Source organism: Pedobacter aquatilis, assembly GCF_032678425.1.
Lineage (GTDB): Bacteria > Bacteroidota > Bacteroidia > Sphingobacteriales > Sphingobacteriaceae > Pedobacter > Pedobacter aquatilis_B.
In genome coordinates, this window is sequence record NZ_JAVTSG010000001.1 from 1,357,049 (window position 1) to 1,383,321 (window position 26,273).

Here is a 26,273-nt window from a genome sequence, read left to right on the forward strand (position 1 = left end):
TATTTGTGCAAGTTGACTTATTATTCGGTTGATTACAAATCAATTTAACTTTCTAACATTTATCCTGCCCAACCATCCCTATCCAAACTTCTATAGTTTATAGATTCTGCCAAGTGTTCCATTTCTACCGTTTCGCTTCCATCCAAGTCGGCAATTGTTCTAGCTACTTTTAAAATTCTATCGTAAGCCCGAGCAGATAAACCTAACCGTTCCATTGCGGATTTTAAAAGGTTGGTTCCGGCTTCGCTGATTTGGCAGACCTTGCGCACCATTTTTGTGCTCATTTGTGCATTGTAATGCAAATCATTTTTATCCGCAAAGCGATGATCTTGAATTTCTCTGGCTTTTATCACACGGTTTCTAATTAATTCGCTTTTTTCCGCTTCGCGGGATGAAGCCAGTTCTGAAAAATTAACAGGCGTAACTTCAACATGCAAGTCAATCCTATCTAAAAGCGGCCCGGATATTTTACTTAAATATTTCTGAACCACACCGGGCGCACAAACACATTCTTTTTCCGGGTGGTTATAAAAACCGCAGGGACAAGGATTCATTGAAGCCACCAGCATAAAACTCGCCGGATATTCTACAGAAAAACGGGCTCGTGAAATGGCAACTTTTCTATCTTCTAAAGGTTGGCGCATTACTTCTAAAACCGTTCGTTTAAACTCAGGTAATTCGTCTAAAAACAAAACACCATTGTGCGCTAAAGATATTTCGCCAGGTGCAGGATTCATCCCGCCACCAACTAAGGCAACATCCGAAATGGTGTGGTGAGGCGACCGATAAGGCCTAATCGTCATTAAAGCATCTGCTGCAGATAATTTACCTGCAACAGAATGAATTTTTGTCGTTTCTAAAGCTTCGTATAAATTTAATGGAGGTAATATGGTTGGTAAACGCTTCGCTAACATCGTTTTGCCGGCACCCGGCGGACCAATTAGAATTACATTATGTCCGCCTGCGGCGGCAATTTCCAAAGCACGCTTAATATTCTCTTGCCCCTTAACATCGGCGAAATCATGTTCGTAATTTCCAATATTTTTTAGAAATTCGGCTCGGGTGTTAATTTTAACTTGCTCCAGCGCTTCAGTTTTGTTGAAAAACGAGATAACTTGGGATAAATTTTCTACACCGTACGCAATAATACCATCCACAATCGCAGCTTCACGTACATTTTGCTTGGGTAAAATAAATCCCTTAAAGCCATCTTGCTGTGCTTGTATGGCAATGGGTAATGCGCCTTTAATCGGTTGGATTGCGCCATCGAGCGATAGTTCGCCCATGATGAAATAATTTTCCAATTCATCAGCAGGAATTTGCCCTGAAGCTGCTAAAATGCCAATTGCAATGGGTAAATCGTAAGCAGAACCTTCTTTTCGGATATCGGCAGGCGCAAGATTAACTACAATTTTTTGGCGTGGCATTCTAAATCCCGAAACGTGAATAGCACTTTCTACCCGCTGCAAACTTTCTTTTACAGCATTATCGGGTAGGCCAACCATAAAATATTTATTCCCGGCACTTATACTTACTTCAACCGTAATTGTTAAGGCATTTACACCATAAACAGCACTCCCATATGTTTTTACAAGCATTAAAAATGTTCAGCAAAATGAATGGGATGTTATGTTATTCGGGGATGAATACTTGAATTTGTTTACACTAATATATAATATTTTTGAATGCTTTTTTGGGAGATTAACTCAAAAATAAAAAAGTAAACATTTAAGCGTCAGAGCTTTTAGGTTGGGATATTTTCTGTTAAAATGTTGTTTCCTTTTTTATCATAGTAAGTGCAGGTCATTTCGTCTATGCTTACCATCCAGTAATTTATGCCATTGTTTGCACAATCTTTGCAAAAGTTGAAGTAATCTGTCTTACCTTGCTGGTGTGCCTTTAATTGTACTACAAGTACGTCTCTATTTACCATATCCGAAATCATTAATTTTTCATATTTCGGGGCCGAGTTCGCTTGATAATCATTAGTGCCTAAATATTCGGTATGGCTATCGTTAACAAAGGTTTTGTACGATTTTACACCAAGTTGTTTTAAATCCTGAATGTACTTTGGAAAATCAGCACCCGATTTAACTTTTTGATGCGCTTGTTGAATTTGTTCTACTGTAAACATATATTGATTTTAAATTTCTTTTTATATGCAAAATCCCAACCATAAATGATTGGGATTTACTTTCAATATATTATTTTGAAGCTTTTCGCTTTCGTCTTTAAGCTTTAAAGGTTATCTTCTGCCCATAGGCATTTTAGGCATTCCTTTCATCATTGCTGCTGCGGCTGCCGGGTTCGAAAACTGCTTCATCATTTTGCGCATATCTTCAAACTGCTTAATTAATTTCGTTACTTCTTCAACCTTGCTTCCTGAACCTTTTGCAATGCGCAATCTACGGCTTTGTTGAATCGCATCAGGATTTTCTTTCTCAAACGGTGTCATTGAATTAATAATCGCCTCGATAGATTTAAAAGCATCATCCTGAATATCCACATTCTTCATCATCTTGCCAACACCCGGAATCATACCCATCAAATCTTTCATATTACCCATTTTCTTAATTTGCTGAATCTGGTTGTAGAAATCGTTGAAATCGAATTTATTTTTGCGGATTTTTTTCTGTAATTCTGCAGCCTCTTTCTCATCGAACTGCATTTGAGCACGTTCAACAAGTGAAACTACATCACCCATACCTAAAATACGCGATGCCATACGGTCAGGATAGAAAACATCAAGTGCTTCCATTTTCTCGCCAGTACCAATAAATTTAATCGGCTTATTAACTACCGATTTAATTGAAAGCGCCGCACCACCACGGGTATCACCATCTAATTTGGTTAAAACAACGCCGGTAAAATCTAATCTATCGTTAAATACTTTTGCTGTGTTAACCGCATCTTGTCCAGTCATTGAATCCACTACGAATAAAATTTCGTGTGGTTGTGTTTTGGCTTTAACTTCCGAAATCTCGTTCATTAAAGATTCGTCAATCGCTAAACGACCGGCTGTATCGATAATAATTACGTTATTTCCGTTTTGTTTACCATGCTCAATACCTTCTAACGCAATGCCTACTGGGTCTTTCGAATCACGGTTTGCATAAACAGAAACACCAACCGAAGTTCCTAAAACCTCTAATTGGTCAACCGCCGCAGGGCGATACATATCACCAGCAACCAATAAAGGTTTTTTGCCTTTACCTTTTAAATGCAAAGCTAATTTACCGGCAAAAGTAGTTTTACCCGCACCGTTTAAACCTGCAATTAAAATAATGGTTGGGTTTGCCTTCGTTTCTAACTCCGTAACTTCACCACCCATTAAGGCAGCAAGTTCGTCGTTCATTATTTTAGTTAGCAATTGGCCCGGAGAAACCGCTGTTAATACGTTTTGTCCTAATGCTTTTTGCCTAACCTCATCTGTAAATGCTTTCGCGGTTTTATAGTTAACATCGGCATCTAATAACGCTTTACGAATCTCTTTCATGGTCTCTGCCACGTTAATTTCCGTAATGCTGCCTTGTCCTTTTAATACTTTAAATGCTCTGTCTAGCTTGTCCTGTAAATTATCAAACATCTTTATATAAGCTAAAAGCTTGTTGCCGAAACAAAAAGCTAGTGATTTTAATGAAACGCAAATGTATCAATTTTTGATTGTAAATCTTTGCTACACAAAGTCAAAAATGAGTTAATAACTAAGCATTTTGTTAATTTTTAATTTTTATTCTTGGATTGCTTTGTCGCACCTTGTAGGGACCTTGTTCGGACTTTCTTCGAAAAACAGGTACTTTTTTCGAACGAGTCTCGAAGGAGCTCCGAAGAAAGTGCAATGTTTTATACGCAAATCTGCCATCTTCAGTTAATCATCAGTTTGAATAAAACATCATTTAAAATAAATAAATTTATTAGTGCAACATTTCTATAAAACCTGAGTCTTATGGCTACCAAACCAAACTTATGAAATTCTATCTAACCCTTTTAATGGCAGTATCTATGAGCCTTGTTTTCGCTCAAGATCCGGCTAAACAGAAGGAACTTAAAGCCGTTCGAACTGCTGAAACGCCAAAAATCGATGGTGTTTTAGATGATGCATGTTGGGTTAACGTGCCCATTGCTACTGATTTTTTCGAAATAAGGCCTGTACCCGGAAGAGTTGAAAGGCAAGAGCGACGGACGGAAATGAAGGTTTTATACGATGATTTTGCAATTTATGTTTACGCTCGTATGTATGATGCACCTGATAGTGTTTCACACGAATTGGTTTCGAGAGATAACATTGGTAATGCCGATTTTATTTCAATTATTGTAGATCCATTTTACGATAAAATGAATGGTAATGGTTTCTTCGTAACTGCTGCAGGCGTACAATTCGATGCGAAATATTCGCAAGTTGGCGATGAAGATCCAAATTGGAATGCGGTTTGGGAAAGTGCTGTTAAAATTGACGATAAAGGCTGGACTTGCGAAATGAAAATACCTTATTCTGCACTTCGCTTTTCAAGTAAGGATATTCAAAACTGGGGATTAAATTTTAGTAGGAGAATTCAGCGTTCTAATACACAAACCTTTTGGAATTTTGTAGACCCGAAAGTAAATGGTTTTATCAATCAGGAGGGATTATGGACAGGAATTTCAAATATAAAACCGCCAGTTAGGTTATCATTTTCGCCTTATCTTTCAGCTTATGTAAACCACTATCCTGCAAATTTGCCTGGCGTAAAAAATACCACAGCAAGATTTAATGGCGGTATGGATGTTAAGTACGGCATTAACAATAGTTTTACCTTAGATATGACTTTAGTGCCCGATTTCGGTCAGGTACAATCTGATAATCGCATTTTAAACCTTACGCCTTTTGAAGTTAAGTTTAATGAAAACCGGCAGTTTTTTACCGAAGGAACCGAATTGTTTAACAAAGGCGATTTGTTTTATTCAAAGCGTATCGGTTCAATTCCATCCTATTCAAATTACAGCGAAATCGGTGCGGGCGATAAAATCATTAAGGATCAAACCGAGGCTAAAGTGCTTAATGCAACTAAAATTTCTGGACGAACAGCAAAAGGTTTAGGCGTTGGTATTTTCAATGCAATTACCAATAGCATGCAAACCGAGGTTGAAGATGCAAACGGAAATCTACGGGAAGTTGAAACCCAGCCACTAACCAATTATAATATTTTGGTTTTCGATCAATCTTTAAAAAATAATAGTTCGGCAACTTTTGTGAACACAAACGTGTTGAGACAAGGAAGCGCTTACGATGCAAACGTTTCAGCTTTGTTGTTTAACCTAAATAGCAAGGGCAACAAGTACTTTGTAAATGGTGCTGGTAAAATGAGTTATTTACGCGGTAACGAAACGTCTACGGGATACAGCTATACATTAAGATTTGGAAAGCAGAGTGGCAATTTTACCTGGCGCTACAATGCAGTTTATGCCGATAATAAATTTGACCCGTCAGACATGGGTTTTTTCACCAATAACAACTTTTTTGATCAGCGAGTGGGTATCGGTTACAGCGTTTACAAGCCGGGTAAATTTTATAACCAGTTCGAAAGCTGGTTAAATTTAATTTATTCTCGTAGGGCAACGCCAACTGCCTACCAAAAAGTTTCTGCTAACTCTGGTATTTGGATGCAATTTAAAAATTTATGGTCGGCAGAGTTAGATTTAAGCCTGGATGCTAAGGGCAACGATTTTTACGAAGCCCGCAATGGCCAGGTTTACAAAGCTCCCGGAACTTTTGGCGTGGCTTTATATATAAATCCAAATCGGGCTAAAGCCTATAATTTTGGTGGAAATATCCGATACTTTAAGCAAAACCTTTTCAATGGCGAAGAATATAATTTTTACCTCTTTCAAAATTTCAGGTTAAATGATAAAGTTGCTTTCGGTCTAGATTTAAACTTCAACCCAAATTACAATTTCGTAAACTGGACAACCATGCAGGGCGCTCAATCAATTTTCTCAAAATACGATCGCCGTACGGTAGAAAACTCTTTCGATGCTAAATATACTTTTACTAATTTAATGGGGGTGGCAGTAGTGCTTAGGCATTATTGGAGCGATAGGCGAAACAAAGAGTTTTACCTGCTTAAACCCGATGGAAATTTAGCCGATTTTCAAGGCACAACACCAACCGGAACAGATAGAAACTACAATGTTTTCAATATCGATTTAATTTACATCTGGCAGTTTGCACCGGGTAGCACTTTAACTTTATCGTACAAAGATGCGGCTGAAACTTACCAAACCTATTACCTGGAAAAGTACAACCGCAACCTGAGTGGTATTCTATCCGCCCCGCAAAATAATAGCTTGTCGGTTAAGGTTTTGTATTTTGTAGATTATTTGGACTTAAAGAAAAAGCACAAGAAAATCTAGTGTTAAAATAATTAGAAAATGAATGTGCAGTATAGCTTGGCGGCACTCAGCCCTGCTTTCACTGCAATCTTTTTGTTATCGTTAGCGCTACTCACTCCTATCCTGAGCTTGTCAAAAGATACTTCTGGCAAAAACGCTTCGAAAAGCTCAGCGTGACAGGGGAAACAAAAAGTATTTCCGTTTAATCAGGTTTATTTAACAAAGGATTTGCCTACAAAACGCTTAAAGTATGTTGGGAAAAGAACTGAAAAACTCCGCTTGCCGTTATTTCGATCGCAGTATTGAATCACAAAATGCTTAGCAAGGCTAAATCACTTAACATAATTTAAAAGATTTCTCGGCTTCGCTCGAAATGACGATATATCCTATAACAAGAAAAATATTATCTAGGAAAAACAAACGCAAAACCAAGCGCTAAAGTCTGGCTACCCTGAATATTATCAGTTCCTGTATCTCTATCAAAAAGCGCAATTCCGGTAATGCTGGTATTCATGAAGCGATTAATCTTCGCCGTTAAGGCAACATCTAAACGGTGGTCAATTCTAGAATATCTAAACTGCTCATATGGAATAAGCATCGCATATCGAACCTTTAAATTTGTGTTTGTGAAAATATCTTTATCAAAAGCACTTACCACTTGAAAGGCCAATTCATTTCTGAATTTTTTTCCGGGTTCAACACCAAAATTTTTCGCGTTTGTTCTGTATAATCCGGTATCTAAAACAAAGGTTTGTCGGGCTGTACCTGTACCAAAACGGGTAGAGAAATATTTAGTTGGCTTATATTCAAAACCGACAGATTCAGTTAAATAACCCGGACCCATAAATTTCGAGATTAATGTAGGTGTTTCAACCCCATTTACGGTTGCATAAGAAAAACCATTATCAAACTGCGATTCGAAAGTTACTGAACCAAAGAAATACCAGTTTTTCGATAATTGAAATGAAGCCTTATTATCCCAGAAAATCCTATCGTTTGTTTTCTTTTGAAGCTGATCCTTATTCTTAATTTTTCCGTATTGCAAAATTACTTCACTAACATAACTGTAGCTGTTTTTGCTGTATTCTGCTTTCCAGTTTAATAAACCACCAACAGCAATGGAGTTAACACCACCACCTTTCCAGTTATTACTAAATTGTGCCTGGTTAACATTAATGCCAATAGAAGTTTTGGTTCTCCAGTAATTAACCTTTGCATTTACCACCGCCGGACGAAGTTTAACCGGCTCGAAAGATAGCGGCAATAATCTGCTTGGTAGCGGACTACGCTTTAGTTTTATGTTCAAATCTTTAGTGTCGATAGGGATAGTATCAACTTCTTGAGCATATAACTTTGCAGAACTGAGGCTTAAAAAGATGACTATGACGGCTAAATACTTCTTCATTAAGTACAAAGAAAAAGAAAATTTATTAGAGATTAAAAGGTTTTACTACCAAATTGGTAATTATAATCAATAACTTCTGCTTATTTTCAAAGATTTAAGGCAGTTTTAAAGCTTTAACATTTTTAATCCAACCAAACCAATTCTTGCTTTTCAAGTAGTTTAAATCATCCTCATTTTCGTAAGCTTCTTGTTCAAAAACAATTTTCATATACGCTAAATGGTGCTTTTTGTAGATAAGCAGATTGACAAAATAATTAGCCAGATAAATTATGTAGAAAGGCAAAATCAACAATTCTAACTGCTGCCTTAAATGTATCTTCTCGTGGTTTAATAATGGTTCGTTCTTTTTATCCGTTTTACGTTTAATTAAAATAAATGGAAAAATGGCCATGCCATTGGCGGGGAGTTTTTTAATAATTAAAACGGGTGCTTTCACAGTTTATCTATGCTTAATTGAGGCAATTGTGGTAATCTTAATGCTTGCGGATTTGCTCTGTAACTTCTGTAGGCATTTCTTACAAACATATTAAACGAGTAATCGTTTGCCTCTAACACAAATTGATAAGTTGGGCGATATTGCTGCATAAAATCTTTCAATTCTGGCTCTTTAAGGCCTAAAATTTGTTGAACAAGACTTTCAGTATAACGGTAATCAATTAAATCTTCGCGATAATCTTTTTCTAAAATTTTCTGTAAGTGTCGGGCGTTTTTGCCTTGTCTGCTCAATAAATTATATATCGCATCTATACCTAAACCAACGCCACCATTTCCAAGGTTTAGTAAATCTTTGCTGCTTCCCCTTTGGGTTGCATACCTAAACTCCTTAACCGATTTTTCGTAAAGCTGTTGCGGTGTTAATCGTTTTTGCTGAATCAAAACATCTCTCAACCTTATTCCAAGTGGCTTTAATTGAAAATATGCAGCAGACTGACCTTTGAAAATTAGGGTATCAACACCATAACCGTTTAAGGCGGCAACCAAAGTATCTCCAGGGATGGCAACGGTGCTAAATTCGCCCTTGGTCGTGTTGTACATTCCATCACCACTTCGGGTATTGTAAATGTAAACCTTTGCAAGCCTTTGCTTAGTTTCCTTATCAATAACAACGCCCTGCACAGGTTTTGTCTGCGCAAAAAGCATCGCCGAAAGGCCAATAAAAAAAACAAAGGCTATTAAAAATCTCATTGAATAACAAAACTACAATTAAAGCAAACAGTAATATGCCGATTAACATTATTTAACCTTCAATACCTGTCCAAGTTTAATGCCATCTGTAGCAATATTGTTTAAAATTTTTAAATCTTCTACGCTAATGTTAAATCTTTTTGAAATATTATAAAGCGTATCGCCTTTAACAACGGTGTAAGTTCCATCAGCCAAAACAGGCTTAGCACCTGGCGGCGGCGTTTCTACGGGTGTAAATTTTTTCTTTTCCAGAGGGATGTTCTCATTTATCTCTGAAAAAACCCTATCCTCTCTGGCAATCTTTTGTTTCTCTGTTTCAGATTGGTCATATTGATAAAGCTGATATTTCTCAATCATGTTGATTAATAAATCAGGATATTTTGGGTTGGTAGCGTAACCAGCCTGTTTTAAACCCAAGGCCCAGCTTCTGTAATCATTTTTATCTAACTGAAATAATGCGCTGTAGCGTTTACGTTTTAAAAATTCAGAATGGTCTTTAAAAGATTCGCGAGCATCTTTATAAACCCTAAAGCAATCATTTTTCTGATCATCATCTCTGAAATAGTTTTTTCCTTTCCAATCTGATGTACATTTAATGCCAAAGTGATTATTTGCGTATTTGGCTAAATCGCTATTTCCACTACCTGATTCCAAAATGCCCTGCGCTAAAGTTATACTTGCCGGTATACCAAAAGCATTCATCTCTTCAATTGCTACCGCTTTAAATTCGTCGATGTAACTTAAGGTGTTGTAGCTTTTGTAAGTGTTATTATTTGCTTTGTTTGCAGCCTTTTCTATCTGTTTATTGTTTTTGCTAAACTTTCTTGATGAGCAAGAACTTAAAAATAAAATGACTAGCGCAAAGCAAATGTATCTGAATTTCATGTGTGTTTTTGTGTTTTAATCTATAACTTAATTTTTTGACCAGGCTTAAGGTTGGCTTTTCTCAAGCCATTTTTACTCATTAAGGCTTTTACAGTTGTGCCTTTCTTTTTTGCGATTACACTTAAATTATCGCCTGATTTTACAGTATAAGTTTTTGAGGACCTGCCTTTCGAACGCTTTCTGGAATAAGTTGGTTTATAAACTGGCTCAACGTAATCTTCCGGGCGTTCATCATACCGATAAAGTTCATATTTTCTAACAAGCGCAATAACCTGGCTGGCCCAGGTTCTGCTATGTGCGTAACCAGAACGCTGTATGCCTTTAGCCCAACCTTGATAATCATACTGATCGTATTTTTCAAAAAGATTATTAAATGGCGAACGCGTTTCCATTATCTCCACAAAGTGATTATACGATTCATCATCGCTTTCGTAATCGCGATAAGCAGAACGGATTTCGGTATTATTATTTGGACCTTTAACACCAAAATGATTATTTAGATGTTGCGCAATCCTGCTGTTTCCTGCTGCAGATTCGTGTATGGCAACCGCCAAAATTAAACTGGCCGGTATTTTATGGTCACGCATTAAATTTTGCGCAACTTCTGCATGGTCTGTTATATATTCTTCTGTGTCTTGCGCTTTTGATGTTATCGCAAGTAATAGTAAAATACAAAATGTAAATATTTTCATTCCTTTTTTATTGTTGTTATCGCTTTGCACAAGCAATAACGAGTGGTTTATTTCTTCCTGATTACAAAAAGACCATCTCTAACCGGTAATATCAATTTCTCAACTCTTTTATCCTCAGCTATTTTATCATTAAAGCTAGTAATATTCTGTGTGTCTTTGTCTTGCTTTTGTTGAAGTACTTTTCCACTCCACAATACATTATCCACAATAATTATCCCGCCCGGGCGAACACGGTCGAAAATTAAATCGTAATAAGTGCCATTGTTTTTTTTATCCGCATCTATGAAAACGATATCGAAAACCTCGTTTAATTCGTGAACGGTTTTGGTTGCATCGCCTAAGATGTATTTAATTTTATCGTTGTAAGGAGACTTTGAAAAGTTGTTTCGGACCATTTCTTCAAGCTCTACATTAATATCCAATGTATAAACAATTCCGTTTTCTTTTAATCCTTCTGCCAAACAAAGCGTTGCATAGCCGGTAAATGTGCCGATTTCTAAAATTCTATCTGGCGATATCATTTTACTCAGCATACTTAAAACCCTGCCTTGGTAATGGCCGGATAACATGCGGGACATTAAAACCTTTAGGTTGGTTTCGCGGTCAATTTGCTGAAGCAATTCGCTTTCAGGTTCGCAATAATTAATAAGTAAATTTTGTAAATCGTCGTTTATCAGGCTCATTTTATTTGGTTATAAACGGTTACTTTCCATAAAATATTGTAAAATAATTGTAGCTGCAATGGTATCAACACGTTCTTTATCTCTCCTGTCTGATTTTTTCAAACCACTTTGCATAATCGCTTGATGTGCCATTTTTGAGGTGAAACGTTCATCTACCCAATGTTGCGGAATTGCAGGGAAAGCCTTTTTTAATGAAGTAGAAAAACCTTTAACATGCTGCTTCGAGTCAGAATCAGAACCATCCATTTGCTTTGGGTCGCCTAATACGAAGGCTTCAACTTGCTCGATAGAAAGATATTTTTTGATGTACTCAATTGCATCCTTCGGATGAACGGTATCTAAACCTGTAGCAATAATTTGTAATGGATCGGTAACGGCAATGCCGATGCGTTTGGTTCCATAATCGAAGGCAAGGATTCTGGGCATATCGAAATATAAAACCTAAAATAAAATAAATTAGGTCTGTTAAAAAGCCCCAAAGGTAAGGTTTTTTAATAAATAGATATTTTGCCGAAAGAATACTTGAAAAACAGGTTAAGAACCCGCCCGCTTCATTTCATCGCTAACGCCACCGCTAGAGCGTTTTGGAAGCTTTAAAGGTTTTCCGAAACGTAAGCTAAAGCTTAAGAAAAACAAACGGCTGTCTCGGGTTAGTTTAAAATATTCTTGTGCTTGCGGAAAATCTGTTAAACCTTCCATCGCTTGCGTAAAGAAAATATCTCTGGCATTAAATTTTAAAGTGCCCTTTCCTTTAAAAATTGTTTTTGAAATGGCTGCCGATATTTGTCCTGTTGGGTAAAGCAATTCTTGCAAATCATTACGTGCTTTTGTAATGTAAAAACCCGAAAGCTCTGCGTTTAAGGTTTTTGCAACACTAAATTGGTTACTCACATTAAACTGAAATTGATTCACCGATGATTGGTAATCGATATTTTGGTAGCCATCAAATTTCTTATGGTTAAAATTGGCCTGACCATTAAACAGCCACCATTTTGTCGGCGAGTATTGTAAAGATGCAGATAAACCTAAATTGCTCATTTTGCCAACATTGCCATCTGTATATATTAAAATATTAGTGCCTTCTGATAGGAATAGTTGCGAAAAATAATTATCGATTACACTATAAGATACTGTTGTAGTAAGCAACTTATCATAGCGATGGCTTAACTCAGCATTCCAGCTGTATTGTGGTAAAATGTATGGATTACCTCTTTGGATGGTGTATTTGTTAACGATAAACGTAAATGGATTTAATTTCTGGTAAGCCGGCCTGTCTATTCTTCGGCTTGCTGTAACCGTAAAAGCATTTAAAGAATCTGCCTGATAGGTAAAATATCCCGAAGGAAATAAATTGGCATATCTTCTCGAAAATGATGAATCCGGTTTAATGCTGTTTCCTAATTGGTTCGCATCATAATTGGTATCTTCATAACGTAAACCAAACTGTGCATTTATTTTACCGTTTCTGTGTTCGAAACTGGCATACAAGGCATTAATGTTTTCTTTGTAAATAAAATGATTACTTCTATTTAAATCACGGGTACGCATCAGCTCATTAATATTTACATAATCGGCATTATTGTCGGTAGTTATTGCCGATGATTTAAAACCAGTTTCAAAAGTATTCTTTTTATCTAGTCGAATTGTATAATCGGCCTTTGCAGAAAATATTTTTAAGGTTGATGGAATTTGAATATCGGTGCCTTGATTGTAGCTATTCGTTAAGATTAATCTGTTGGTAAAATGCTGGTTATTATTCATGCTATACCTGAGTAAATCAAAATCAATGGATAAATCTTGATTTTCCCCAACAGACTGTTTTAAATTAAGATTAACAGCACCATTTCTGAATTTGTACAAGCTGTTGCTTACTGTAGATATGGCCGAATCCAAAGTGCCGTTTGTTCTTTTCCACATGGCAATGGCGTCGCTATTCCCATCTCTTTGTATTAATGTTCCGCTTGCCGAAAGCCCGATTGTTGTCGTTTTTGTCGCATAGAAATCAATTCCTGTTTTCAAAAATTTATAATTCAAAAGGTTTGCAATAGCGGTATTTTGGTCTAGTATTGATGTAGTATTGTTGTTCTGGTCAAAATAATTTCTGTAAGCATAAATATCTGTAAAACTGTTACCTACATTGAAGTTTGCTGCCGCGAAAGCATTTATTTTGCCTTTCTTATAATTCAATAATAAGCCATTGTTGTTTTTATAATCTCTGCTCCAACCGCCGACTATATTTACCGAGCCATTAAATCCATCCTGGGTAATTTTTTTGGTTTTGATATTTATTATTCCGCCATTTCCGCTTGCATCGTATTTTGCAGAAGGATTGCTCATCAACTCAATTTGATTAACTTGTGCCGAGCTCATGCCCGATAAAAGATTTGTTAAATCAGGCCCGGATAGATAGGTTGGTTTATCATCAATCATAACCAAAACATTCGATTTTCCTTGCAAGCTAATTACACCATCTTTATCAACCATCACTCCTGGCGATTTTTCCAGGAGTTCTAAAACTGTAGTGCCCGTATTGGTAATCCCTGCATCAACATTTAAAACAATTTTACCTTGAATATGCTGTATTGCCGATTTGTTACCCTCAACAACAACTTCTTTTAATACCTGGCTGCTTGGTAAAATTTTGATATTGATAACATTCAACACAAAAGGCGATTTAATCTGCGTTGATTTTTTGCTTTCGTAACCTACAGCTTTTGCATTAAAATAGTAATTGCCTTTAATCGGCTCACTAAAAAATACAGAACCTTTTTTATCGGTTTTACCAGATTTTACTACAGCATTTTTTGAGGATAAAAGTTGAACGGTTACGTTTTCGAATGGAACATTTTTCTCGTTGAAAACAATAACTTTTATGAGTTTTGATTTATTCTGGCCAAAACCTGCTATTGCATATAGCAAAAGAAATAGCCACAATAAAGACTTTGAGAGGTTCATTTAATAAACAATAGTTAGTTGAGCGTATCGGTTGGGTGTCAAATATATGAAAAAAATGGTCACACCCATGTTACACAATAAATTTTATTAAGCTTTTAATTTTTGAAGCGCTTGAAAAGGAATTACATAGGCTTTGGCTAGTTTAGTTTAGGTCAAAATCTAAGTGTAATTTAATTTATTTCAATTCAAATTCTTATTTTGCACCAAATGCAGTTTAAAGAAATTATAGGACAAGAGCGAATTAAGCAACAGTTGGTGCAAACGGTTAATGAAAACCGTATAAGCCATGCCCAGTTGTTTTTATCGCCTCAAGGTGCTGGTGCTATACCGCTTGCCATTGCCTATGCACAATATATAAACTGCCTGGATAAAGGTACTGGTGATAGCTGCGGTTTATGTGCAAGCTGTCGTAAGTATGAGCGTTTAATCCATCCCGATTTACATTTTTCCTACCCTTTCTTTGCGTCAGCAAGCATTAAAACTGCTGTTGATGTTTTGGATGAGTGGCGGAATATGGTTTTGAGTGATGCTTATTTTGATATGGACATTTGGCGCTCTAAGTTAGATGCCGGAAATAAACAACCAAATATTCCAATTTCTGAATGCCACGACATTATTAAAAAATTAAGTTATAAGGCATTTGAAGCCGAAACCAAAGTTTTAATTATGTGGCTGCCAGAATATTTGGATAAATCTGGCAATGCCTTGCTCAAACTTATTGAAGAACCGCCTGCAAATACATTGTTTATTTTAGTTGCTCAAAATCAAGAGCAGATTTTAACTACAATACTTTCGCGTACGCAAATTGTTAAAATACCAAAGTTGTCCAACGCCCAGGTTTCTGATTATTTATTAAAAAATAGTAGTGTAAGCGATAATCAGGCAACTGATTATGCTTTTTTGGCAGATGGAAATTTAATCGAAGCAAAAGCTTTATCTGCTGATATTCAAAATGATAGTTCTGGTACTTTTGCATCATGGTTAAGAAATGGGTATAGCAATAAAGTTCCGGATTTAATTGAGTTTACTGATGAAGCTGCAAAGTGGGGAAGGGAAAATCAGAAGAACTTTTTAAAATACGGCATAAATTATTTACGAGAGTGTTGTTTAATACTCAGCGGTGCTGAAGATTTGGTGAAATTACCCCCGCTAACGCTTGAAACCGCTAAAAAGCTAAGCACACATGTACTTACCTTGCCAATGGCCGAAGCCATTATTGCCGAATTGGAAACGGCACATTACCACATTGAAAGAAACGCAAACCCGAAAATTCTCTTTTTAGATGTATCTTTACAATTGGTAAAAATTATCAAGTTTAAAACGCTCCCTGCGGGGACTCAATATATATACAATTAGCTATGGGATGTGGAAGTTGTTCTACAGGTGGTGGTTGCACCCCTAATGGATGCAAAAGTAATGGCTCTTGCGGTACCGGTGGGTGCCAAACAATGGAAGTTCATGATTGGCTATCCAACCTGGATATGCCCTCAAATTATAAACCTTTTCAGGTTACAGAAATAAAATTCAAAGGTTCTCGTAAAGAGTTTTTTGTCAATACAGATAATATTTATTTGGAAATTGGTGAGCTTGTTGCGGTAGAAGGCCCGACTGGAGGTTTCGATGTAGGCCATGTTTCTTTAACGGGCGAATTGGTTCGTGTTCAAATGAAACGTCGTAAAACCAGCATCGACCAGGTGACCAAAAAAATATACCGTAAAGCAACAGAAGCTGATGTTGAAAAATGGAACGCGGCGAAAGGTATGGAATGGGAAACCATGCATAAAGCCCGTAAACTGGCGTTGGATTTACGTTTATCAATGAAAATTAGCGATGTTGATTATCAGGCAGATAAAACAAAAGCAACATTTTTTTACACTGCAGATGGACGCGTAGATTTCAGGGAGCTGATTAAAAAGATGGCAGAAAGTTTCCGTATTCGTATAGAAATGCGCCAGATTGGAATGCGCCAGGAAGCCGGACGTTTAGGCGGAATCGGCTCTTGCGGTCGTGAGTTGTGTTGCTCAACCTGGTTAACAAACTTCAAAACCGTTTCTACGGCAGCTGCTCGTTATCAAAATTTATCTTTAAATACCTTAAAGCTTGCTGGCCAGTGCGGAAAGTTAAAGTGTTGTTTAAACTACGAACTGGATACTTATTTGGATGCCTTAAAAGATATCCCGGATAGAATTGAAAACCTTGATACGGAGGCAGGTTATGCCCGTCATCAAAAAACCGACATCTTTAAAAAAGTAATGTGGTTTAGTTATCAGGGCGATGAAAACTGGATTCCTGTTGCTGCCGCTCGTGTTAAGGAAATTATGGCAATGAACAAGGCTGGTAAAAAAGCGCCAAATCTTAAAGAAGAGGCTGTTCAAATTGCTGCACCAGTTGTTATCGAAAAATCTTTTGATTACGAAAATGTTGTTGGTCAGGATAGTTTAACCAGGCTGGATGAACGTTCTAGAAATAAAAACAACAAGAATAAAAAGCATAAAAATAATCAAAACAGAGGCGAAAGAGGGCCAAACCCAAATACAAACCCAAATACAAACCCAAATCAGCGTCCTCAAAATCAAGAACAAAAACAGGCTGGTCATAAGCCTCAGCAAGGTCAAAAGCCACAGCAAAATCAAGGCCCAAGAAACCAGCAACCGGTTCCAAAGCCTGCACATGTAAATGGTCCGAAGCCTCAACATAAAAATCAAAAGCCACAAACTGAGGATAAAGTTATTGCTACGACTGCCGAAGGAAATGCTGTAGTTGATGGAAATAAGCCAGAGCAGAGCAAAAACAAGAATAGAAATAACAGAAGAAAATACAATAATCGCCGTAAGGAAAATGGTTCGGATAATAAGCCAGCAGCTGAATAAGAAATCTAAAAGCTTATTTGGTTTTTTATTAATAGTTACATTTTTTTTAGGATGTAAGCCATCTGTTGTGGATAGTAATAATGAAATCCCGGAGCGCAAGTGGACGTATAGAAATCGAATTATTACTTCATTTGAGATTAAAGATTATACTAAAACCTATAATCTATACTTCAAATTAAGGCATACAGCAGATTATAAGTATTCAAACATTTTTATTCTAGCGCATTTTATTGATGGAAAGAATAAAGTAACCAAAAGGTATCAATATAAATTAGCCAAAAACGATGGCGAATGGCTTGGTAGTGGTTCTGGCAATATTTTCAATTATAATTTACCACTTCTAACAAAACACCATTTTCCAAAAAACGGTAAGTTTTCAATTGAGATTGAACAAAATATGCGTGATAATCCACTTTTGGAAGTTTCTGATGCAGGGATATTAGTAGAGGAAGTTGAGTAAATTATAAATACTGTAATAAGCTTTCCAGTTTCATTCCCCTCGAACCTTTTAGTAAAACCAGATTATCCTTTATTGGATTTTCCTGAAGATAGGTTGCAGCTTCCGTTGGCGTTTCAAAGAATTTGGCATTTACTTCATCCTTTAAAACATAGAAGTATTTTCCGATGAGTATGATTTCGTTTAATCCACTGCTGGCTGCTTGATTAGCAATAATTTCGTGTTGTTCGGCAGATTCCGGACCAAGCTCAAACATATCGCCCAGAATTACAGTTTTGCTCGATGCGGATAACGAAGAAATATTATTTAAGGCAGCGCTCATGCTACTCGGGTTTGCATTGTAAAAATCGCAAATCACCGTATTATTATCTGTTTTTGTAAGCTGAGAACGGTTATTTTTAGGTTGATAACCTGATAAACCTCGGTTAATTTCTTCGGCGTCCATATCAAAAAAGTCACCTATACAAATCGAAGCCAAAATATTTTCAAAGTTATAGCTCCCGGTTAAGTTTGTTTTTACTGTCGATGAAATTTCATGATTTGTCCAATCGACTTCGATAAATGGATCGCTACTTTTTAAATTACCTTTGATGGTGTTCCCGTTTTCTGTTCCGTAGTAAATTAATTTATTTAAGCCAGCGTTTGCACTCATCTCTAATAAAAAAGAATTATCTCTGTTGATAAAAGTATAACCATTTGTTTGCTTTAAGTAGGCATAAAGTTCAGCCTTTCCTTTTTTTACACCTTCAAAACCACCAAAGCCATCTAAATGTGCCATGCCAACATTGGTAATAATGCCATGCGTTGGCTGGGCAATTGTGCACAATAATTCTATTTCTTTTTGATGATTTGCCCCCATCTCGATAATGGCAATTTCTACATCATTTTTAATAGATAAAATTGAAAGCGGAACGCCAATATGGTTATTCAAATTGCCGAAAGTGGCAAAGGTTTTATATCGCTCTGCTAAAACAGCATTAACCAGTTCTTTACTGGTTGTTTTGCCATTACTACCGGTTAGGCCAATTACCGGAATTTTTAACTGCTTACGATGGTGTCGGGCTAAATCCTGCAAAGCAGATAAAACGTCATCAACCAGTAAACATTTATCATTAGCATATTTAGCTTCATCAACAATTGCATACAATGCTCCCATTTCAACCGCTTGTTGTGCAAATTCATTCGCATTGAAATTATCGCCCTTTAAAGCAAAAAATATACTGTTTTGGGCAATACTTCTTGTATCCGTTGAAATAGAAGGGTTTGCCAGATAAAATTCGTAAAGCTTTTCGGTTGTTAACATACTCATCGTAAAAAATATGCTGTAAAATTAAGCTTTAGCATCAACAAAAAACAAAATTTGTACATTAGGTAAATTTATTTTAACATGAAGAAAATTCTAACGCTTTGTTTACTTACGCTAGGTTCTGTATTTTTTGTTTTCGCTCAGGTAAAGTCGCCTGATGAATTTTTAGGCTACGAACTCGGAACACATTTTACACCCCATCATAAAGTGGCCGATTATTTCAGACAAACGGCCTTAGCAGCTTCAAAAAATGTCAAACTAATTGAATACGGTAAAACCAATGAGGGAAGGCCGTTGATGGTTGCCGTAATTTCATCGGCTGAAAATATTACGAAAATTGAGCAAATCAGAAATAATAACCTTTCGTTAGCAACGGGTAAGTCAACAAATGTTGATCTAGCATCGCAACCAGGAATGTTATGGCTGAGTTATAATGTACATGGGAACGAAGCAAATTCAACTGAAACTTCAATGAAAATGCTTTACAACCTGGCTTCGGGAACAAACCAACCAGCTAACGAGTGGTTAAAAAATACGGTAGTTGTTATCGACCCATGTTTAAATCCAGATGGAAGAGATAGATATGTGAACTATTTTAATAGCGTTGTTGGAAGTAAGCCAAATTCAGATCCTTCATCAAGAGAGCACATTGAACCTTGGCCAGGTGGCAGACCAAATCACTATTATTTCGATTTAAACAGAGATTGGGCTTGGCAAACACAACTAGAAAGCAAGCAAAGAATAAATCTGTACAACCAATGGATGCCACAGGTTCATGTTGATTTCCACGAGCAAAGTTATAATTCACCATATTACTTTGCGCCTGCTGCGGAGCCTATCCATCAAACCATTACCCCTTGGCAAAGAAGTTTTCAGGTTGTAGTGGGTAAAAACAATGCAAAATATTTTGATGCTGAAGGCTGGCAATATTTTACGAAAGAACGTTTCGATTTGCTTTATCCATCTTACGGCGATACTTATCCTCTATACAATGGTGCTATTGGAATGACTTACGAGCAAGGTGGTATCAGGGCGGGTTTATCGGTTGTTACTAATGATGGAGATACTTTAACACTTAAAGACAGAATCGCACACCATTATACAACAGGTATGTCTACTTTGGAAGTTACTTCTTTAAACCATGCAAAACTTTTAGATGAATATAAGAAATACTTTCAGCAGGAATTGGTTAATGCGCCAGGAATTTATAAAAGCTATATCATTAAACCAACAAACTTATCACGCTTAAAAAAGCTAGCCGAACTTTTAACTAAGAATAAAATTGAATTTGCTTTTGGTGGTGATAAGGGCGGCAGAGGTTATGATTATGATACACAGAAGGAAGAGAACTTTACAATTGGTCGTAACGATTTAATTGTAAATCTTCAGCAAGCTCGTGCGGTGTTGGCTAACGTACTTTTAGAGCCACAAACGGTCGTAACCGATTCAAATACTTATGACATTACGGCTTGGGCATTACCTTATGTTTATGGGTTAAAAGCTTATGCAAGCAAAGAAAACATTAAAGGAAAATACAGCTCTATGCAAGAAGCAGAACTTGTTTCGAATGATTTGGATAAACCTTTAGCCTGGTTATTTGGATGGGGAACAGCTGAAGATGCGCAGGTTTTAAGTGCCTTGCAAAAAGAAAACATTAAAGTAAGGCAAGCAGATCAGGCTTTTACTGTTGCCGGAAAAGATTACCCTGCCGGAACTTTAATTGTGTTAAGGGTTGAAAATGAAAAATTAATTAAAGGTTTGAGAGACAGGGTTGTTAAAGTGGCCAAAACTATTGGAAAACCCGTTCAGGCGATTACAAGTGGCTTTGTTGATAAAGGTAAAGATTTCGGTTCATCGGTTTATCCGATTTTAAAACAACCAAAAATTGCCATCGTTTCTGGTAACGAAGTATCATCTTTAGCCTTCGGCGAAGTTTGGTTTTACATTGAGCATGATTTGGGTTTATCTCCAGTAATTATTAATGCCAGAGATTTAAATAACCTTGATATTAATAAAGTAAATACGGTAATTCTTCCAGATGGAAGTTATGCTGGTTTTATTGATGAAGGTTTAAAAGGCTGGATTAACAGAGGTGGTAAGCTTATTTTAATGGAAGACGCGATAGAAAGTGTATTAGAGAAAAAAGGTTTCGACATAAAAAAGAAAGAAGCAGTTGTTAAGAAGGATGAAAAACCTGAAGTCAGCAATCTTCTTTTTAAGGATAAGGATAAAGACGATTACGAAAACAGCATTCCAGGTGCCATTTATAAAATTAATATGGATGCTTCTCACCCATTTGCTTATGGATTGGGTAATTATTATTATTCGCTTAAAACAGACCGCAAAATTTACCAGCCACTAACCAAAGGTTGGAATGTTGGGCAATTATCAGAGAAAAGTCTAATGGCCGGGGTTGTGGGTAAAAAAGTTAGAGAAGACCTAAAAACCGGATTGTTAATTGGTGTTCAAGAGTCTGGAAGAGGAAGTGTGATTTACCTGGCAAACGACCCGCTTTTTAGAAATTTTTGGGAAGGTGGTAAAACACTCTTCGGCAATATAATTTTTTGCAGTTACTAGATTAAGCTCGTAAATTATATCATAATTGCATAACAAAGAGTTGCATAGAATTTCAGCTGTGTAATACTTTGTTATGTAAACATTTAATGTATATTTGATGTCGATTCATCCCGAATTGTTATAGAAAAGCTATTCATTTAAATATCAGTTTTTAAATATTAGTTGTCATCCAAGGCGTTCAACGCAGATAATTAATTATTTACTAACTTATTTACAATGAAAAAACTTCTACAAAGTTTGTTCGTTTTTTTGCTATTTGCATCAAGCGCATTTGCACAAGAAAGAACAATTACTGGAACGGTTACAGCCCAGGATGATAAACAACCCATTCCTGGTGTAAGCGTTAAAATTGATGGGGTTCCCGGCGGAACTTCTACAAACAACGATGGAAAATTCTCCATTAAATTACCTGCCAACAAAAAGACCCTCATATTTTCAAGTATTGGGTTTGCCACCACAGAAGTTGTTGTTGGCTCATCATCATCAATTAATGTTTCTTTAGTATCAGATGCTAGACAACTTGGTGAGGTTGTTGTTACTGCGGCTCTTGGAATCAAAAGAACTGCAAAATCACTCGGGTATGCAGTTTCTGCACTTGAAGGCGATGAGTTAAATAAGGCAAGAGAAACCAATGTGGTGAATTCGATTGCCGGTAAAGTTGCGGGGGTTAAAATCACTTCGCAATCTGGTACTGTTGGCGGTTCATCTAAAATTATCATCAGGGGAGCATCATCATTTAACTCCGGTAGTACATCAAATCAGCCAATTTTTGTTATCGATGGTTTGCCTGTTGACAATGGTTCTCAGCAATTAAATACCATTTCAACAAGTACAGTACCACAAGGTAGTGCAGGTTCGGATTATGGTAATAGAGCCGGAGATTTGAATTCTGATGATATCGAATCATTAACAGTGCTTAAAGGTGCCGCGGCAACGGCATTATACGGTGCAAGAGCAAAAAATGGCGCCATTGTAATTACGACCAAGAAAGGTAAAAAAGGACAAGCATCAATATCTGTAAACTCTTCTACACGATTTGATAATGTATTAAAGCTTCCAAATTTCCAGAACGAATATGCGCAAGGTGTCCAAGGTCAGTATAGTACAGGGCCAAATGTACAAAGTGGCAGTACAAATGGTTGGGGGCCAAAAATCAGTGATGTTCAGGACAGAACCTTTCTAAACTTTTTAAATCAGCAAGTAAAGCTAGAGGCATTTCCTGATAATGTTAAAGATTTCTATAATACTGGTAAAACTTACATCAACTCTGTTGCCTTTGAAGGTGGTGGCGATACGGGGGATTACAGATTTGGGTTTACCAACACCACTCAATCAGGTATCATACCAAATGAAAAGCTAAGAAAAAATGCAATTAACTTTAATGCAGGCAGAAATATTATAAAAGGATTGGATGTTCGTACAAACTTAAATTATGTGCGCACGGTTGGCGATGGTCGTCCGGTTCAAAGTTCTAACAACCCAAATGTTTTGCAACCCCTGATTTATGGCTTGCCAAGAACACTCGATATTAATTTATTGAGGGATAATTACATTGATCCAATCACCAAACAGCAAATTACCTTAACACCTTCCAGAAATGGTAATAATCCATATTGGATTGCGAACAAAAACAATTTCTCCAACGTTGTTGATCGGGTATTCGGTAATGGTGTAATCACCTACAAGCCATTAGAATGGTTAACAATTTCGAATAATTTAGGTACAGATTTCTACAACGAATTTCGTCGCGGCGTAACAAGTCAAGGTACAATAGGAGCATTAACCGGAGATTTTTTTACTGCAAACATTTATAATCGAATTATTAATAATGATTTTATAATTACAGCAGATCATAAAATAACTTCAGATTTAAGCTTAAAAGTAATTGCCGGATACAACATTTATGATGCGTACTATCGTAGAGATTTATCAGATGCTCAACAATTAACCGTTGATGGTTTATACGTTTTTAGTAATGCCGGAGGTGTAACGAGTACAAATACTTCGAACAGAAAAAGAATACAGGGTGTGTATGGTGATGTTGGCTTATCTTACAAAGACTTTTTATTTTTAAACATTACGGGAAGAAACGACTGGACATCAACCTTACCAATAACAAACCGATCTTATTTCTACCCGTCAGTAAGTTCTAGCTTTGTTTTTAGTGAATTACTACCTAAAACAAACTGGTTTAACTTTGGTAAATTAAGAGCGAGTTATGCGAATGTTGGTAGTGATACCGGCCCATACCAAGGTGCATTTACATATGCCCCTATAAGTGCTGCTTTTGCACAATACGGTTACGGCACAACCTTTCCTTTTAACGGCGTACTTGCATTTAGTAGTCCTGCAACCATTCCTAATTTAGATTTGAAACCTCAAAATCAGGTATCATATGAACTAGGTACTGAACTGAGGTTTTTAAACAATCGAGTTACTTTAGATTTTACATATTATAACACAAACACCGAAGATCAAATTGTAAGTCTTCCACTTCCACAATCAACTGGCTTTTCTTCGGCACTAAAAAATGCAGGTTCTGTAAAAAACAATGGAGTTGAGGTTGCTTTGGGATTAGTGCCATTAAAGTCTAAAGATTTTAAATGGAATATCGATTTCAACTTTGCGAAAAATAATCAAACAGTCGAATTGCCATCAGAAATTACATCTTATTCATTGGCGAGTGGCTGGAGTGGTTTATCAATTAAGGCTGAAACAGGAAAATCTTTCGGAATTTATGGCGTAGCATGGTTACGTGATGCCGCAGGAAATTTGGTAATCGACCAGGCTACTGGTTTAAGAAAAACAATCAGCGACCAGCGATTAGGAAATATGAACCCTGATTGGATGGGTGGTATAAATAATACATTCTCATACAAAGGCGCTTCGTTAAGCTTTTTGGTTGATATTAGAAAAGGTGGCGCAATCTATTCAAATACAGTTTCATCATTACGGGTTAGTGGTTTAGCAGAAGAAACATTATTAAATAGAGGAAATATTTTTATTGATAAAGGTGTGGTCGCTTCTGGAAATACATTTGTTCCAAATTCTACGCCGGTTACGAGTATGCAAGATTACTGGTCTCAATATACTACAACGAATACGGAAGCAAATATTTTTGACGCATCTTATGTTAAGTTGAGAGAAGTAAGATTGTCTTATCAATTACCAGCTAAATTTCTTCAAAGAATTAAGTTTATCAAATCAGCCGAATTAGGTGTGGAGGGTAGAAACTTATGGATAATCCATGATAATGTACCTCATATTGATCCAGAAGCTAATTTCTTCGGAACAGAAAGTGTGGCGGAAGGTGTAGAGTTCAATTCTGTACCATCTACCAGAACCATTGGTTTTAACATCAGATTTAGGATTTAATTAAACGATAATGAAAAAATTTATATACACATTTAGTGTTTTAACCATGTTATTAACACTATCATCATGCAAAAAATATTTAGACATCAATAAAAACCCCAATGCAGCAGAAGAAGTAGATCCGAAGCTATTATTTTCATACGCAAGTGTTGCTTATGTTAATTTGAGGTCAAGTGGAGATTTATATATTCCAATGAGTTTAGCCGGACAAATGCTGAGCAATGGCGGTAATAATCCAACGGGATGGTCTGGTGGAGACCCTGATGCTCAAACATATGTATTCTCAGCTAACTTTCTTAATAACACTTGGGTAACTTCTTATGTTAGAGCTGGTGCTAATCTGAAACAGGCAATTAAATTATCTGAAGAAGCTAGCCCGGTAAACAATAATGCAGCAGCACAGTGTAAAGTTTTGCTTGCTATGGTTACGTATGATATCACAACTACTTTTGGTGATGTACCTTATACAGAAGCTTGGAGTCCGAGTATATTATATCCAAAATTCGATAGCCAAAAAACTGTTTTGGAAGGCACGATTGCATTATTAGATCAAGCTATTGCTCAATTTGATGAGGCAAGTCCTTTAAAGATTGGTAAAGCTGGCGATTCATCGTATGACTTATTCTATGCCGGAGATATTGCAAAATGGAAAAGGTTGGCAAAGTCACTAAAGCTTCGTACACTTTTAACAATGGTTGATAAAGATCCAACTAAAGCGACAGAAATCGGAGCAATCGCTCAGGCTGGAACAGCTACGTTGGTAAATGCTACAACCGATAATTTTAAAATTGCTTACCAGGATGTTGCGGGCAGAAGGAATCCAAAATATGCCATTAGCTTACAATATAACGGCGGCGTTAATTTCTTTTTTGCCTCAAAACCCGTTACTGATATAATGGAACCGGCTACACCATTTGCTATAGCCGACCCACGTTTACCAAAGTTTTTTGACAAACCTTCTGCGGCTACGAAATATGTTGGGGTAACACCTGGAGCAGATGCTGTTGATGCTGTAAACCCGAGAATTGCAGCCACACTTCACTCAGGAGCTGCCCCGGAAGTAATGTTTACTTATCAGGAACAATTATTTAATGAAGCCGAAATTTATGCCCGTGGCTTAGGTGTTGCTGTAGATTTAGCAAAGGCAAATACACTTTATAAAGCTGCCCTGGCAGAATCATGTAAGTTTTTTGGAACAACTTCTGCAGATGCAACCAGTTTTTCAAATCAATTCGTAGCTTTTACGTCTTCAGCACAAGCGGTTAAGGCAATCCATGAACAGCAATGGGTTGATAAAATGGATAGAGGATTGGATGCATTTACACAGTGGAGAAGATCAGGTTCAGATGGTAGCGAGGTTCCATTATTAACATTGCCAGATGGAGCACCAGCAGGACCAATATTTAGAAGATATGAATATCCTATTGTGAATGAGATATCTGCAAATCCAAATGCTCCAAAAACAACAATTAAGTATAACGAAAAAATGTGGTTTGATTTATAAAATTAAAAAC

The 26,273-nt window shown here is 36.7% G+C and carries 19 protein-coding genes; 7 read left to right on the forward strand and 12 right to left on the reverse strand.

The annotated features are described in order from the left end of the window. Positions 1-59: 59 nt before the first annotated feature. The 3 genes from R2Q16_RS05795 to ffh form a co-directional block, all read right to left on the reverse strand. Positions 60-1,598: a YifB family Mg chelatase-like AAA ATPase gene (locus tag R2Q16_RS05795; protein ID WP_316735705.1), complete on the reverse strand. Its 1,539-nt coding sequence runs from the start codon at positions 1,596-1,598 to the stop codon at positions 60-62. A gap of 146 nt (positions 1,599-1,744) precedes the next feature. After that, the gene (locus tag R2Q16_RS05800; RefSeq protein WP_316735706.1) at positions 1,745-2,134 is read right to left on the reverse strand and encodes a DUF1398 domain-containing protein; all 390 of its coding nucleotides are present in this window, start codon (positions 2,132-2,134) and stop codon (positions 1,745-1,747) included. Between the two features lie 111 nt (positions 2,135-2,245). Continuing rightward, entirely contained in the window at positions 2,246-3,586 is a 1,341-nt protein-coding gene (gene ffh, locus R2Q16_RS05805) for a signal recognition particle protein (RefSeq protein ID WP_316735707.1), read from the reverse strand. Positions 3,587-3,966: 380 nt separating this feature from the next. On the opposite strand from ffh, the gene R2Q16_RS05810 reads away from it, so the two are divergent. After that, a complete protein-coding gene (locus R2Q16_RS05810; protein ID WP_316735708.1) occupies positions 3,967-6,390 on the forward strand; it encodes a DUF5916 domain-containing protein in 2,424 nt (807 codons plus the stop codon). A gap of 382 nt (positions 6,391-6,772) precedes the next feature. Here R2Q16_RS05810 and R2Q16_RS05815 read toward each other — a convergent pair whose 3' ends face one another. From R2Q16_RS05815 to R2Q16_RS05850, 8 genes are all read right to left on the reverse strand, one after another. Next, complete coding sequence (locus R2Q16_RS05815) at positions 6,773-7,774, reverse strand: DUF3078 domain-containing protein (RefSeq protein WP_316735710.1); 1,002 nt, start codon at positions 7,772-7,774, stop codon at positions 6,773-6,775. A 94-nt stretch (positions 7,775-7,868) separates the two neighbouring features. Then, a complete protein-coding gene (locus tag R2Q16_RS05820) occupies positions 7,869-8,210 on the reverse strand; it encodes a hypothetical protein (protein WP_316735711.1) in 342 nt (113 codons plus the stop codon). Beyond that, positions 8,207-8,959, reverse strand: coding sequence for a hypothetical protein (locus R2Q16_RS05825; RefSeq protein WP_316735713.1), 753 nt, complete (start codon positions 8,957-8,959; stop codon positions 8,207-8,209). Before R2Q16_RS05825 ends, R2Q16_RS05820 begins: the two co-directional genes overlap by 4 nt. A gap of 48 nt (positions 8,960-9,007) precedes the next feature. Further along, entirely contained in the window at positions 9,008-9,844 is an 837-nt protein-coding gene (locus R2Q16_RS05830; protein ID WP_316735715.1) for a glucosaminidase domain-containing protein, read from the reverse strand. A 20-nt stretch (positions 9,845-9,864) separates the two neighbouring features. After that, the gene (locus tag R2Q16_RS05835) at positions 9,865-10,536 is read right to left on the reverse strand and encodes a glucosaminidase domain-containing protein (protein ID WP_316735717.1); all 672 of its coding nucleotides are present in this window, start codon (positions 10,534-10,536) and stop codon (positions 9,865-9,867) included. 47 nt (positions 10,537-10,583) lie between these two features. After that, positions 10,584-11,219: an O-methyltransferase gene (locus R2Q16_RS05840; RefSeq protein WP_316735719.1), complete on the reverse strand. Its 636-nt coding sequence runs from the start codon at positions 11,217-11,219 to the stop codon at positions 10,584-10,586. A gap of 9 nt (positions 11,220-11,228) precedes the next feature. Beyond that, positions 11,229-11,645: a Holliday junction resolvase RuvX gene (gene ruvX, locus R2Q16_RS05845; protein WP_316735720.1), complete on the reverse strand. Its 417-nt coding sequence runs from the start codon at positions 11,643-11,645 to the stop codon at positions 11,229-11,231. Positions 11,646-11,753: 108 nt separating this feature from the next. Then, positions 11,754-14,174 (reverse strand): outer membrane beta-barrel protein, encoded by a 2,421-nt coding sequence (locus R2Q16_RS05850; protein ID WP_316735721.1) that lies wholly within the window; start codon positions 14,172-14,174, stop codon positions 11,754-11,756. Positions 14,175-14,381: 207 nt separating this feature from the next. Between R2Q16_RS05850 and R2Q16_RS05855 the strand changes: the two genes are divergently transcribed. From R2Q16_RS05855 to R2Q16_RS05865, 3 genes are read left to right on the forward strand one after another with little or no spacing between them, the layout of a single operon-like run. Then, on the forward strand, positions 14,382-15,530 hold the full coding sequence (locus R2Q16_RS05855) for a hypothetical protein (RefSeq protein WP_316735722.1): 1,149 nt from the start codon (positions 14,382-14,384) through the stop codon (positions 15,528-15,530). 2 nt (positions 15,531-15,532) lie between these two features. After that, entirely contained in the window at positions 15,533-17,044 is a 1,512-nt protein-coding gene (locus R2Q16_RS05860; RefSeq protein WP_316735723.1) for a regulatory iron-sulfur-containing complex subunit RicT, read from the forward strand. Then, on the forward strand, positions 17,013-17,504 hold the full coding sequence (locus R2Q16_RS05865) for a gliding motility lipoprotein GldH (protein WP_316735725.1): 492 nt from the start codon (positions 17,013-17,015) through the stop codon (positions 17,502-17,504). The genes R2Q16_RS05860 and R2Q16_RS05865 overlap by 32 nt, the downstream gene beginning before the upstream one ends. Before the next feature lies 1 nt (position 17,505). Here the strand turns inward: R2Q16_RS05865 and R2Q16_RS05870 are convergent, their stop codons facing one another. Further along, complete coding sequence (locus R2Q16_RS05870; protein WP_316735785.1) at positions 17,506-18,804, reverse strand: UDP-N-acetylmuramoyl-tripeptide--D-alanyl-D-alanine ligase; 1,299 nt, start codon at positions 18,802-18,804, stop codon at positions 17,506-17,508. Between the two features lie 84 nt (positions 18,805-18,888). Between R2Q16_RS05870 and R2Q16_RS05875 the strand changes: the two genes are divergently transcribed. The 3 genes from R2Q16_RS05875 (at position 18,889) to R2Q16_RS05885 (ending at position 26,263) form a co-directional block, all read left to right on the forward strand. Further along, positions 18,889-21,384, forward strand: coding sequence for a M14 family metallopeptidase (locus R2Q16_RS05875; protein ID WP_316735727.1), 2,496 nt, complete (start codon positions 18,889-18,891; stop codon positions 21,382-21,384). A 216-nt stretch (positions 21,385-21,600) separates the two neighbouring features. Beyond that, entirely contained in the window at positions 21,601-24,759 is a 3,159-nt protein-coding gene (locus tag R2Q16_RS05880; protein ID WP_316735729.1) for a SusC/RagA family TonB-linked outer membrane protein, read from the forward strand. A gap of 10 nt (positions 24,760-24,769) precedes the next feature. Continuing rightward, positions 24,770-26,263 (forward strand): SusD/RagB family nutrient-binding outer membrane lipoprotein, encoded by a 1,494-nt coding sequence (locus R2Q16_RS05885; protein ID WP_316735730.1) that lies wholly within the window; start codon positions 24,770-24,772, stop codon positions 26,261-26,263. Positions 26,264-26,273: the final 10 nt, after the last annotated feature.